Source organism: Streptomyces sp. NPDC006296 (assembly GCF_040613235.1).
Lineage (GTDB): Bacteria > Actinomycetota > Actinomycetes > Streptomycetales > Streptomycetaceae > Streptomyces.
On the sequence record NZ_JBEXRT010000011.1, the window covers coordinates 1 to 12,681 of the forward strand.

Here is a 12,681-nt window from a genome sequence, read left to right on the forward strand (position 1 = left end):
CGCCCGGTTACATTCCGAACCCGGAAGCTAAGCCTTTCAGCGCCGATGGTACTGCAGGGGGGACCCTGTGGGAGAGTAGGACGCCGCCGAACAATCTTTCAGGACCCTTGGTCCCAGCGTTCATGCTGGGGCCGAGGGTCCTTTTTTGTTTGTCGAAGCGCGTCGGATGGTCGACTGCGCGAGAATGTCTTGTGGTACCCGATGACAGGAGTCACCCCCATGTCCACCAACTCTTCCGACGACCGTTCGGAGCGCGAGCCGCGTCGCCGGGACGGGGACGACAGGGGCGGCTACCGAGGCGGCCGTGACGACCGGTCCGGCGCGCCTCGCCGTGACGGCGACCGCGGCGGTTTCCGCCGCGACGACCGTGACCGTGGTCCCCGTCGTGACGACCGCGGTGGTTCCGGTACCGGTGGCGGAGGCTTCCGTCGTGACGACCGTGCCCCGCGTCGTGAAGACGACCGTGGTGGGTACCGCGGCGGTCAGCGCGACGACCGTGGCGGCCGCCCCGCCGGCGGCGGTTTTGACCGTCGTCCCTCGGGTGGTGGCTTCGACCGTCGTGACGATCGTGGTGGCCGTCCCTCGGGTGGTGGGTTCGACCGTCGTGACGACCGGCCGCGTGGGCCCCGTCGTGACGATGACCGTCCCGGTGGTTTCCGCCGTGACGACAGTCGTGGCGGTGGCTCCGGCGGTGGCTTCCGTCGCGACGACAGCCGTGGTTCCGGTTCCGGCGGTGGCTTCCGTCGGGATGACCGTGACCGTGGTCCGCGCCGTGACGATGACCGGGGCGGCAGCTTCCGTCGTGACGACCGTGCCCCGCGTCGTGAAGACGACCGGGGCGGTTACCGCGGCGGTCAGCGCGATGACCGCGGTGGGCGTCCGGCCGGCGGCGGTTTTGACCGTCGTCCCTCGGGTGGTGGCTTCGACCGTCGTGACGATCGTGGTGGCCGTCCCTCGGGTGGTGGGTTCGACCGTCGTGACGACCGGCCGCGTGGGCCCCGTCGTGACGATGACCGTCCCGGTGGTTTCCGCCGTGACGACAGCCGTGGCGGTGGCTCCGGCGGTGGCTTCCGTCGGGATGACCGTGACCGTGGTCCGCGCCGTGATGACGACCGGGGCGGCAGCTTCCGTCGTGACGACCGTGCTCCCCGTCGTGAAGACGACCGTGGTGGGTACCGCGGTGGCCAGCGCGACGACCGTGGCGGCCGTCCCGCCGGCGGCGGCTTCGACCGCCGTGACGACCGTGGTGGCCGTCCCTCGGGCGGTGGCTTCGACCGCCGTGACGACCGGCCGCGTGGGCCTCGCCGTGACGACGACCGTCCCGGTGGCTTCCGCCGTGACGACAGCCGTGGTTCCGGTTCCGGCGGTGGCTTCCGCCGTGACGACCGTGACCGTGGTCCGCGCCGTGATGACGACCGGGGCGGCAGCTTCCGTCGTGACGACCGCGCCCCCCGTCGTGAAGACGACCGGGGCGGTTACCGCGGTGGCCAGCGCGACGACCGTGGCGGCCGTCCCGCCGGCGGCGGCTTCGACCGCCGTGACGACCGCGACCGCGGCCCCCGCCGCGATGACCGCGGTGGTTCCGGCTCCGGCGGTGGCTTCCGCCGTGACGACCGTGACCGCGGACCCCGTCGTGACGACCGGGGCAACGACCGCGGTGGCTACCGCGGCCGGGACGACCGGGGCGGCTACCAGGGGCGCGACGACCGTGACCGGGAGCCCGTCAAGCGGCTTCCGCTCCCTGACGACGTCACCGGCGACGAGATCGACAAGGACGTACGGCAGGAGCTGATGAGCCTGCCGAAGACCCTGGCCGAGGATGTCGCACGGAACCTCGTCATGGTCGCCCGGCTGCTCGACGAGGACCCGGAGCAGGCCTACGCCTACTCCCGTATCGCCCTCCGGCTGGCGTCGAGGGTTGCCGCCGTGCGTGAGGCCGCCGGCTTCGCCGCGTACGCCACCCAGCGGTACTCCGAGGCGCTCGCCGAGTTCCGGGCGTCGCGTCGGATGACCGGCTCCGTGGAGCTGTGGCCCGTCATGGCCGACTGCGAGCGTGGCCTCGGCCGCCCCGAGCGTGCCATGGCCATGGCCGGTGAGCCCGAGGTGCAGAAGCTGGACAAGGCCGGCCAGGTCGAGATGCGGCTGGTCGCCGCCGGCGCCCGCAGGGACATGGGGCAGATCGACGCCGCGATCGTCACGCTGCAGAGCTCCGAGCTGGCGTCCAACGCCGTGCACCCGTGGACCCCGCGCCTGCGGTACGCCTACGCCGACGCGCTCCTCGAAGCGGGCCGCGAGGACGAGGCCCGTGAATGGTTCGGCAAGGCCCTGGAGGCCGACAAGGACGGTGCGACCGACGCGTCCGACCGGCTGGCCGAACTCGACGGCGTGGAGTTCGTCGACGCGCTCGGTGACGACGAGCACACCGAGGCCTCCGACGCCTCCGTGACCTCCGACGGCGACGCTCCGGACGTCGGCCTCCGCGCCACGGACGCGCGCGACCGCGACGACATCGGGAACGACGACGTTCACGAGGCCGACGAGGCCGACGAGGCTGACGAGGACGACGACGACGAGGAAGCGGTCGACGGCGAGCACGGCGACCTGAACGGGTCCGCGAAGGCCTGAGCTCCGCCGGATCACGGCAGATGAAGAGGGCGGCACCCACTCCGGGTGCCGCCCTCTTCATGTGCTGCCCTCTTGCATGCGCCCGCTCCCGCACCTGCGCCCGCTCCCGCACCTGCGCCCGCTCGCGGGGGTCCTACCGGCTGCGTCCCCCGCGCGGTGTGTCAGCCGATGTCGAGGCTGCGCAGGACCAGCCCCGTGGCCGGCTTGGGGCCGAACGAGGTCGACTTGCGGGGCATCGTGACGCCCTGCCGGGCCAGGTCCCTGACCACGTCCTCACGCACCGGGTGCATCAGCACAGCGGTGCCACCGTGCCGTTCCGCCTGTTCGACCGCGGCATCCGCCGCGTGGAGGTAGGCGATGTGCTCCGGGGCGTCGGGGATCCGCCACACCTCGTCCAGGAGCGTGGAGTGCAGCACGGTCGCGTCCAGCGCGCGCCAGGCCGCCGGCCTGTCGGCGCGGACCGTGCGGGCGAGCAGTGCCCCGTCCGGGCGGTCGACGAGGTGGAAGCCGCCGTCGCCCGCCAGGAGGAAGGCGTTGCCTTCCCCCGCGGCGGCGCCGAGCGCGTCGAGCGCACGGGGCAGCGGCCCCGCGACGGGCCGGACGCGGAAGAGCCCGTCGAGGGCCCGCAGCGCCTCGGCGACCGGGAGGCGGCGCAGGAGCCGGTGGATGGCGCGTACCCGCAGCGGGTAGCGGGCCGTGTCGACGAGCAGGACGAGCCCGAAGTCCCAGGGACCGGGGGTGGACCGCTCCTGCTGGAGCCGCAGATAGGTGGCCCACCGGTGGTGTCCGTCGGCGATCAGCGCCTGGCGGTGGGACAGGTCGGAGGTGATCTCCGCCCGCTCCGCGGGGTCGGTGACGGCCCAGAGCCGGTGCCCGACCCCGTCCTCCGTCGTCGTGGTGAGGAGCGGGAGGCGTTCCACCACCCGCTCGATCACGGCCGTCGCACCGCTCGGCCCGCCGTCGCCCGCATAGCTGAGGAGCAGGGGTTCGAGATGGGCGGCCGCGGTGCGCATCAGGTCGGCGCGGTCCTCGACGACGTCGTCCATGACGTCCTCGTGCGGCAGCACGACGCCCTCCGACGCGGGGGAGAGTGCCAGGGCCCCGATCACCCCGCGCTGGAGGGCGTCGCCGGCCCGCTGCTCGTAGACGTAGAGCGCGGGCACCGGGTCCGGGGCGAGGACGCCCTCCGCCAGCCAGCGCTTCAGGGTGTCGGCGGCCTGCCGGTGGCGTGCGGCGGCCGTGCCGGCCTGCGGGAGGATCAGCCGCACGATGTTGTGCGGGTCCGCGGACTCCAGGTGGTGGAGGCCGTCGGGCCGCACCACGACGTCGTACGGCGGCGAGGTGACCGCCGCGAGGCTGCCGATCCGCTCGGGTACGTACCGCAGGCCGCGGAAGGGGATCAGCCGCAGCCCCTGGCCGACGGCGGGCCCGGATGTGTTCATTTGTGCATCGTAGGTGCGCCTCCGCGATGCGCGATGATCGGGGGAGAGGCACGGAACGAGGAGCAGAGGCATATGAGTCAGCAGTACAGGTCCCGGCCGCTCGGGAGCGCGGTGGCGCTCAGCGAGGCGTACGACACGGCCCTGCTCGATCTCGACGGGGTGGTGTACGCGGGCGGGCACGCGATCGGCCACGCGGTCGAGTCGCTGGGCACCGCCCGTCAGGGTGGCATGCACCTGGCGTATGTGACGAACAACGCGCTGCGGACCCCGGACGCGGTGGCCGCGCATCTCACGGAGCTCGGGGTTCCGGCGGACGCCGCCGATGTGATCACGTCCGCGCAGGCGGTGGCCCGGCTGATGGCCGATCAGCTGCCGTCCGGCGCCAGGGTGCTCGTGGTCGGCGGTGAGGGGCTGCGGGTCGCGCTGCGCGAGCGCGGTCTGGTCCCGGTGGAGTCGGCGGACGACGATCCGGTCGCCGTGGCACAGGGGTACGGCGGACCCGACCTTCCCTGGGGCCGCTTCTCCGAGGCCGCGTACGCGATCTCGCGCGGAGCCGTGTGGTTCGCGTCCAACACCGACCTGACGATCCCGAGCGCCCGGGGGATCGCGCCGGGCAACGGGGCGGCGGTGGAGGTCGTCCGCATCGCGACCGGGGCCGAACCGCAGGTGGCCGGCAAGCCGCTCCCGCCGATGCACCGCGAGACCGTGCTGCGTACCGGGGCGAAGCGCCCGCTGGTCGTCGGGGACCGGCTGGACACCGACATCGAGGGCGCGTTCAACGGCGGTGTGGACTCGCTGCTCGTCCTCACCGGGGTGACCGACGCGGCCCGGCTGATCGCCGCCGGACCCGAGCACCGCCCGACCTACGTGGACCGCGACCTGCGGGGGGTGCTCACCGGTCAGCCCGAGGTCGCGGAGGAGGGGGCCGGCTTCCGCTGCGGCGGCTGGACGGCCGAGGTGCGCGGCGAGGCACTCGTGATGGACGGCGAGGGCGACCCGGTCGACGGGCTGCGGGCCCTGTGCGCGGCGGCGTGGACCCACGCCGGAGAGGGCGTGTCCCCGCTGGACGCGCGGAAGGCCGTGGCCGGGCTCGGCCTGTAGCGGGTCCGTGACGAGTCCGCGGTGGGTCCGCACCCGGTCCGCACCCGGTCCGGACCGGGTGCGCGGGACGGGAGGCCGGTGCGGCGGCCGGAGACCGGTGCGTCCGGCCCCGGTACGGCGGGCGCCCCCGGTGGGACGGGACCTCCGTGCCCCGCTCGTGAGGGGTGCATCCGGGCATGTCCGGGCACCCGGAGCGAGGACGGCAGGACATCCCTCAGAGCAGCGCCCTGAGCTTCAGCAGGTCGCGGAAGCCGGCCTCCAGCCGCACCCGGCCCGATGCCCAGGCCTTCGCGAAGTTCAGCTCGCCGCCGACCATGTCCACCAGGTCGTCGCCGGTCATCGCGAGCCGGATCTCCGCCTTCTGCCGGGGCGGGCCCTCGTGCGTGTCCAGCACCGTGATCCGGCCGTGCGCCAGCCGTCCGGTGAACGTCGCGTCGAGATCCTTGATGTGGCAGCTCAGCGAGCGGTCGAGGTCGGCGGCGCGGCGTACGTCGCCGTCGGCCCCCGCCAGGTTGTCGGAAAGTGTGTCGAGTGCGCTGCGGCACTCCGCCATGGTCGCCATCGGCACCGACGGTACACCGGCCCTTCGGGGTAGCGTTCCGGCATGAGCGACTGGATGCCGGGGCCGGACACGGCGCAGCGGGACGAGACGGACGGGACGGCCGGGACGCCGCCCGTCGCACCCCCCGAAACCTCCTTCGACCCCGTCCCGCCCGCCCCGCTCGGTGTCGCCCGTACACCCACCGGGCACGCCGGGGTCGACGCCCGGCTGGCACGGCTGGCCGACGCGGACCACCTCGCGGCGGACGGCCACACCGAGGTGTACGAGGATGTACACCGCGGGCTGCGCGACGAGCTGACCGCGCTGGACGCCCGGCCCGCACCCGCACCGACGCCCGCGCACGACAACAGGAGCTGAACCGAACGTGGCAGGAGTGGCACGTCGACGCCTCGACGCCGAGCTGGTACGCCGCAAGCTGGCGCGCTCGCGTGAGCACGCGAGCCAGCTGATCGCAGCGGGGCGGGTGACCGTCGGCGGCAACACCGCGACGAAGCCCGCCACCCAGGTCGAGACCAGCGCCGCCCTCGTCGTCGTCAAGGACGACAGCGACCCCGAGTACGTCTCGCGCGGCGGGCACAAACTCGCGGGCGCCCTGGACGCCTTCGTGCCGCTCGGGCTGGAGGTCGAGGGACGGCGGGCCCTGGACGCCGGGGCCTCCACCGGCGGCTTCACGGACGTCCTGCTGCGGGCCGGCGCCGGCCACGTCGTCGCCGTGGACGTCGGCTACGGCCAGCTCGCCTGGTCCCTGCAGTCCGACGAGCGCGTCACCGTCAAGGACCGTACGAACGTGCGCGAGCTGACGCTGGAGCAGATCGACGGGACGGCGGTGGACCTGGTCGTGGGCGACCTGTCGTTCATCCCGCTCGGCCTGGTGCTGCCCGCCCTCGCGCGCTGCGCCGCTCCCGACGCCGACCTGGTGCTCATGGTCAAGCCGCAGTTCGAGGTGGGCAAGGAGCGCCTCGGCACCGGCGGCGTGGTCCGCAGCCCCGAGCTGCGGGCCGAGGCGGTGCGCGAGGTGGCGCGCCGGGCCGGTCTGCTGGGCCTCGGCGTCCAGGGGGTGACGGCGAGCCCGCTGCCCGGGCCGTCGGGGAACGTCGAGTACTTTCTGTGGCTGCGGGCCGGCGCACCTGAGCTGGATCCCGCGGACGTCGACCGCGCAGTGGCGGAGGGGCCCCGTTGACGACGCACACGGCACACACCGGGAACACGCAGCGGCCGGGGGACCCGGACCGCACGGTCTTCCTGCTGGCGCACACCGGCCGCCCGGCCGCGATCCGCAGCGCCGAACTGGTCGTGCAGGGCCTCCTGCGGAACGGCCTGGGGGTCCGGGCGCTGGCCGTCGAGGCGGAGGACCTGCCGCTGCCGCGGTCCGTGCAGACGGTCACCGACGCGACGCCCGCCGCCGTGGACGGCTGCGAGCTGCTGATCGTGCTCGGCGGGGACGGAACGCTGCTGCGCGGGGCGGAGATCTCCCGGGCCTCCGGTGTGCCCATGCTCGGCGTCAACCTCGGCCGGGTCGGCTTCCTCGCCGAGGCCGAGCGTGACGACCTGGACCAGGTGGTCGACCGTGTGGTGACCCGTGCCTACCAGGTCGAGGAGCGGATGACGCTCGACGTCGTCGTGCACAGCAACGGCGACGTCGTGCACACCGACTGGGCGCTCAACGAGGCCGCCGTGCAGAAGGTCTCGCCCGAGCGGATGCTGGAGGTCGTCCTGGAGATCGACGGCCGCCCGGTGACCGGCTTCGGATGCGACGGGATCGTGTGCGCCACCCCCACCGGGTCGACGGCGTACGCCTTCTCCGCGGGCGGCCCCGTCGTCTGGCCGGAGGTCGAGGCGCTGCTGATGGTCCCGATCAGCGCCCATGCGCTCTTCGCGAAGCCGCTCGTCACGTCACCCGACTCGGTGCTGGCCGTGGAGGTCCAGCCGCACACCCCGCACGGGGTGCTGTGGTGCGACGGCCGCCGCACCGTCGAACTGCCCGCGGGCGCCCGTGTCGAGGTGCGGCGCGGAGCGGTGCCGGTACGGCTCGCACGGCTCCACCAGGCGTCGTTCACCGACCGTCTGGTGGCCAAGTTCGCCCTGCCCGTCCAGGGCTGGCGGGGTGCCCCGCACTGACCCCGCGGGACGCTGCTCACACCCGCGGGAGTGAATCCGCCACCGGGGTCCGTCGCACGGCGGTGCCCGGACCTCGTAAGGTCGTGTCCGTGTTGGAGGAGATGCGGATACGGTCGCTCGGGGTCATCGACGACGCGGTGGTGGAGCTGTCACCCGGTTTCACCGCGGTGACGGGTGAGACCGGCGCGGGCAAGACCATGGTCGTCACCAGCCTCGGGCTGCTGCTCGGAGGGCGTGCCGACCCCGCCCTCGTGCGGATCGGCGCCAAGGCCGCGGTCGTCGAGGGGCGCATCACCGTGTCCCCGGGCGACGCGGCGGCGGTACGGGCCGAGGAGGCCGGGGGCGAGGTCGAGGACGGTGCGCTGCTCGTCAGCCGTACCGTTTCGGCCGAGGGGCGCTCCCGGGCCCACCTGGGCGGGAGATCCGTGCCGGTGGGGGTGCTCGCCGAGCTCGCCGACGAACTCGTCGCCGTGCACGGCCAGACCGACCAGCAGGGGCTGCTCAAGCCCGCACGGCAGCGCCAGGCGCTGGACCGCTACGCCGGGGACGGTGTCGAGGGCCCGCTCTCCGCGTACACGGCGGCCCACCGGCGGCTGCGTGCCGTCGTCACCGAACTCGACGAACTGACCACCCGGGCCAGGGAACGCGCCCAGGAGGCGGACCTGCTGCGCTTCGGCCTCGACGAGGTCGCCGCCGTCGAGCCGCTGCCGGGGGAGGACACCGAGCTCGCCGCGGAGGCCGAACGGCTCGGCCACGCGGAGGCCCTCGCCTCCGCGGCGGCCCTCGCCCACGCGGCGCTCGCCGGCGACCCCGAGGACCAGGAAGGGGTGGACGCCACCACGGTCGTGGCCGCCGCCGGCCGGTCCCTGGACGGCGTGCGGGCGCACGACCCCGCCCTGGCGGCCCTCGCCGACCGGATCGGCGAGATCTCGATCCTGCTGGCCGACGTGGCCGGGGAACTCGCCGGTTACGCCGACCAGCTCGACGCCGACCCGCTGCGGCTCGCCGTCGTGGAGGAGCGGCGCGCCGCGCTCGGCGCGCTGACCCGCAAGTACGGCGAGGACATCGCCTCCGTGCTCGCCTGGGCCACGGAGGGCGCCGCCCGGCTGACCGAGCTGGAGGGCGACGACGACCGCATCGGAGAGCTGACGGCGGAGCGCGACGCGCTGCGCGGGGAGCTCTCCGCCCTCGGGCAGCGGCTGACCGACGCACGGACCGAGGCGGCGGCCCGCTTCGCCGCGGACGTCACCGAGGAACTGGCCTCCCTCGCGATGCCGCACGCCCGGGTCTCGTTCGCCATCGGGCAGACCGCGGCGCCGGACGAGCCGTCCGGGATCGACATCGGCGGCCGGAGCGTCCTCTACGGGCCGTCCGGCGCCGACGAGGTGGAACTCCTGCTGGCGCCGCACCCCGGTGCGCAGCCGCGGCCGATCGCCAAGGGCGCCTCGGGCGGTGAGTTGTCCCGGGTCATGCTCGCCGTCGAGGTGGTCTTCGCGGGCTCGGACCCCGTGCCGACGTACCTCTTCGACGAGGTCGACGCCGGTGTCGGCGGGAAGGCCGCCGTGGAGGTCGGCCGGCGGCTGGCCAAGCTCGCCAGGTCCGCGCAGGTCGTCGTGGTCACCCACCTGCCTCAGGTGGCGGCCTTCGCCGACCGGCAGCTGCTGGTCGAGAAGACCGTGGACGGAGCGGTCACCCGGAGCGGTGTCACGGTCCTGGAGGGCGAGGACCGGGTGCGGGAACTCTCCCGGATGCTCGCCGGGCAGGAGGACTCCGAGACGGCACGGGCGCACGCCGAGGAGCTCCTGGAGACCGCCCGGGCCGACGGCTGACGGCGCGTCCGCGTCAGTCTCACGCGGCCCACTTCACTCGTACGAGTGGGGTGGGCCGCCTCGTTGCCGGTGAGGGGACGGGAACAACGTTTCGTCAGTCCCGGAACGTGCGTGCGGGCTGGCATCCTTGGGACCGTACACATCACCGACTGGGGAGCCCCGGGAGCCGATCAACGTGTCACAGCTGCGTACGGTCCAAGTCCTGGGCGGCGGCGCCGGAAGCAGCGCTCGGGTCAGCTCGCTCGCCGCGGGGCTGGTCGCCAGAGGCGTGCAGGTCACCGTCTGCGCCCCGGCCGGGTCCGGTCACGCCCACGGCCTGCCCGCCGCCGGGACCCGGTTCGTCGCGGTGCCCCGGCGCAGTGATCCCGCGGCGGTCGCCGCCCTGCGCGCCGCGTGCGCCGGAGCGGACCTCGTCCACGCGCACGGCCTGCACGCCGCCGTGCGCGCCGCGCTCGCGCTCAGCGGCCGGGCCACCCCGCTGGTCGTGACCTGGCACACCCGCGCCCCCGCGGCGGGCGCCCGCGGCCGGCTGCTGCGGATGCTGGAGCGCAGGGCGGCCCGGGTGGCCGCCGTCGTGCTGGGCACCTCCTCGGAGGTGGTCGACCGGGCCCGCCGCCGAGGCGCCAGGGACGCCCGGCTCGCGCCGCCCGCGATCCCCCCGAGCCGCTTCGCCGGCGCCCCCGACGACGGCAAGGTCCGTGCCGAACTGGGCGCGTACGGAAGACCGTTGCTGGTGGCGTTCGCCCAGCACGGTCAGGACGCGCTGCTGGACGCGGCGCGCGGATGGTGCGCGCTCGACCCGGTGCCCCTGCTGGCCGTCGTGGGGGAGGAGCACCTGACCGGCGCGCTGCGGCGCCGGATCGCCGCGGAGGGCCTGCCCGTCGTCCTCGCGGGCGGCCCGGACGCCATCGGCGGTCTCCTCGCCGCCGCCGACCTCGCCGTCCTGGCCGGCCCGGGGGAGAGCGGCCCGCTGCTCGCGCGGGAGGCCCTGCGGCTCGGCACCCCCCTGGTGGCGGCCCGGGCGGACGGGCTGCCCGAGCTCGTGGGCGACGCGGCGGAGTTCGTTCCTCAGGGGGACGCCGAAGCGCTCTCCGAGGCCGTCGTGCGCCTTCTCGGCGACCCCGGGCACCGGCAGCGGCTCGCGGCGTCAGGACGCGCGCAGGCGGCGGGCTGGCCGACCGAGGACGACACCATCGCCCATGTGCTCTCCGTGTACGACGAGTTGGCGACGCCCGCCGCGACCGGCTGAGACGGCGTCCGCCGGCGCACCGGCCGGCGAGGCGCGCGGCGCTCCGCGGGCCGGTGCGGTCCTCACCGGGGCGTCAGCCGCCGGGCCCGCAGCGCGAGGTTCAGCGCCAGCACCGACGCGGGGTCGTCCAGATCGGTGCCGAGCAGCTCGCCGATGCGGGCCAGCCGGTTGTAGAGCGTCTGCCGGTTCAGATGCAGGTCGCGTGCGGCCTCCGCCTTGCGGCCCGCATGGGCGAGGTAGGCCTCCAGCGTGGGCAGCAGCGCGGGGCGCGAGGTCCGGTCGTGCGCCAGCAGCGGACCGATCGCCCGGTCCACGAAGGACGCCAGGTCCGGATCGTCCCGCAGCCGCCACAGCAGCAGGTCGATGTCCAGCCGGCGGGCGTCGTACCAGGGGCGGTCCCCGAGCCCCTGCGCGGCCGTCGCCGCCTGGGCCGCGTGCCGCAGCCCCGCGCCCGCCGCCTCCCAGCCGCCCGCGTCGCCGACCACCACGGCCGACGGCGCACGGTCACCGGGGCTGCGGAGGCCCGCCCGGTCTGCCCCGGTCCGCAGCGCCGCCGCGACCCGTTCCGCGAGCGCCGTACGGGAGGTCCCCGGGCGCAGCGCCAGCAGCAGCGGGACCCTGCCCTCCACCGGGCGCACCCCCACCAGCACCGGCGTCCCCACCGCAGCGAGCTCCTCCGTCACCGCCCGGGCCAGCACCGCCCAGCTGCCCGCGGGTGCCGACGCGGGGGAGAGCCGCATCACCACCGGGAGCAGCGGGTCCCCGCCCGGCCGGAACCCGAGGACGCCGGCCTGCGCGGGGGCGTCCGACGGGGCGATCCGGCCCTCGGCGAGATCGGTGAGGAAGTCACCGCGGCCCCGCGCCGCCACCTCGTCCTCCTGCCGGGCCTGCATCAGGACGACCGCCAGGATGCCCGCGGCCCGCTCGGCGGCCATCCGGTGCACCGCCACCAGCGGCCCGGACACCGCGAGCAGCACCAGCCGGGCCCGCACGGAACCCGGCCCGGGCCCGCTCCCCGGCACCTCGACCACCACCGTGCCGGCGGGGGGCGCCTCACGCGCCGTACGCGCCCCGCGCAGCCCCTCCCAGACCTGGAGCGGATCGGCGCCCACCGGTCCGGCGTCCGTGCCCGCCGCGAACAGCAGCCGGCCGTCGGGGGTCTCCAGGAAGACCGGGTTCGCCGCGAAGTCCGCCAGGATCCCCAGGACCTGCGGCACCCCGCCGCCGCCCAGGACCGCCTGCGTACACCGCAGGTGGACCTCCTCCGCCCGCCGGAGCAGGCCGTAGTGGCCGTTCACGATCTCGGTGTGGATCTCCTCGGTCACCGCCACGAACGGCACCTCGCGGTGCAGCTGGACGAGCGGCAGCCCCGCCGCGCGCGCCGCCTCCACGATCGCCGGGGGCAGCCGGCCGAAGCGCGGCCCGAGCTCCACGACGAGGGCCGCGATACCGCGCTCGGCCAGCCTGCGGACGAAGGCGCGCTGGTCGGCGGGGCGTGACCCCAGGCCGAGCCCGGTGGTGAGCAGCAGCTCCCCGCCCCTGAGCAGGTCGGGGAGGTTGGGCGCCTCACCGGCGTGCACCCAGCGCACCGCACGGTCCAGGTGGTCCGCACCGGTCAGGACCTCCGGAAGTCCGCCGCGCAGCCCCGGCAGCTCCAGCGCCCGCCGTACGGTGATCACGCCCTCTGTCTCCACCGGCTCCGGCCTCGTGCTTCCACTCGTGCGCCCAGGCGCGGGGTGTCCGGGGCGCGGAGGC

Annotated in this window: 11 protein-coding genes and 1 rRNA gene; 9 read left to right on the forward strand and 3 right to left on the reverse strand. The window is 75.1% G+C overall.

Features of this window, described 5'->3' with window-relative positions; translation table 11 throughout:
* The 3 genes from rrf to ABZ172_RS10120 form a co-directional block, all read left to right on the forward strand.
* Positions 1-92, forward strand: a 5S ribosomal RNA gene (gene rrf, locus ABZ172_RS10110); the annotation flags it as partial.
* A 212-nt stretch (positions 93-304) separates the two neighbouring features.
* Complete coding sequence (locus ABZ172_RS10115) at positions 305-1,792, forward strand: hypothetical protein (protein ID WP_356882166.1); 1,488 nt, start codon at positions 305-307, stop codon at positions 1,790-1,792.
* The gene (locus ABZ172_RS10120; protein ID WP_356882168.1) at positions 1,792-2,625 is read left to right on the forward strand and encodes a tetratricopeptide repeat protein; all 834 of its coding nucleotides are present in this window, start codon (positions 1,792-1,794) and stop codon (positions 2,623-2,625) included. The genes ABZ172_RS10115 and ABZ172_RS10120 overlap by 1 nt, the downstream gene beginning before the upstream one ends.
* Positions 2,626-2,786: 161 nt before the next feature.
* On the opposite strand, the gene ABZ172_RS10125 is transcribed toward ABZ172_RS10120, so the two are convergent.
* A complete protein-coding gene (locus ABZ172_RS10125) occupies positions 2,787-4,067 on the reverse strand; it encodes a DUF1015 family protein (protein ID WP_356882170.1) in 1,281 nt (426 codons plus the stop codon).
* Positions 4,068-4,139: 72 nt separating this feature from the next.
* On the opposite strand from ABZ172_RS10125, the gene ABZ172_RS10130 reads away from it, so the two are divergent.
* Positions 4,140-5,168 (forward strand): HAD hydrolase-like protein, encoded by a 1,029-nt coding sequence (locus ABZ172_RS10130; protein ID WP_356882172.1) that lies wholly within the window; start codon positions 4,140-4,142, stop codon positions 5,166-5,168.
* Between the two features lie 214 nt (positions 5,169-5,382).
* Here the strand turns inward: ABZ172_RS10130 and ABZ172_RS10135 are convergent, their stop codons facing one another.
* Entirely contained in the window at positions 5,383-5,730 is a 348-nt protein-coding gene (locus tag ABZ172_RS10135) for an alkyl sulfatase C-terminal domain-containing protein (RefSeq protein WP_356882174.1), read from the reverse strand.
* Positions 5,731-5,772: 42 nt separating this feature from the next.
* On the opposite strand from ABZ172_RS10135, the gene ABZ172_RS10140 reads away from it, so the two are divergent.
* From ABZ172_RS10140 to ABZ172_RS10160, 5 genes are all read left to right on the forward strand, one after another.
* Positions 5,773-6,087 carry a hypothetical protein gene (locus ABZ172_RS10140; RefSeq protein WP_356882176.1) on the forward strand — a complete coding sequence of 105 codons (315 nt, stop codon included), beginning with the start codon at positions 5,773-5,775 and terminating at the stop codon, positions 6,085-6,087.
* 7 nt (positions 6,088-6,094) lie between these two features.
* Positions 6,095-6,910, forward strand: coding sequence for a TlyA family RNA methyltransferase (locus ABZ172_RS10145; protein WP_356882178.1), 816 nt, complete (start codon positions 6,095-6,097; stop codon positions 6,908-6,910).
* The gene (locus ABZ172_RS10150) at positions 6,907-7,848 is read left to right on the forward strand and encodes an NAD kinase (protein ID WP_356882180.1); all 942 of its coding nucleotides are present in this window, start codon (positions 6,907-6,909) and stop codon (positions 7,846-7,848) included. The genes ABZ172_RS10145 and ABZ172_RS10150 overlap by 4 nt, the downstream gene beginning before the upstream one ends.
* Positions 7,849-7,931: 83 nt before the next feature.
* Entirely contained in the window at positions 7,932-9,677 is a 1,746-nt protein-coding gene (recN, locus tag ABZ172_RS10155; protein WP_356882182.1) for a DNA repair protein RecN, read from the forward strand.
* 175 nt (positions 9,678-9,852) lie between these two features.
* Positions 9,853-10,926 (forward strand): glycosyltransferase family 4 protein, encoded by a 1,074-nt coding sequence (locus ABZ172_RS10160; RefSeq protein ID WP_356882184.1) that lies wholly within the window; start codon positions 9,853-9,855, stop codon positions 10,924-10,926.
* 62 nt (positions 10,927-10,988) lie between these two features.
* On the opposite strand, the gene ABZ172_RS10165 is transcribed toward ABZ172_RS10160, so the two are convergent.
* Entirely contained in the window at positions 10,989-12,620 is a 1,632-nt protein-coding gene (locus tag ABZ172_RS10165) for a PucR family transcriptional regulator ligand-binding domain-containing protein (RefSeq protein WP_356882186.1), read from the reverse strand.
* Positions 12,621-12,681 lie beyond the last annotated feature (61 nt).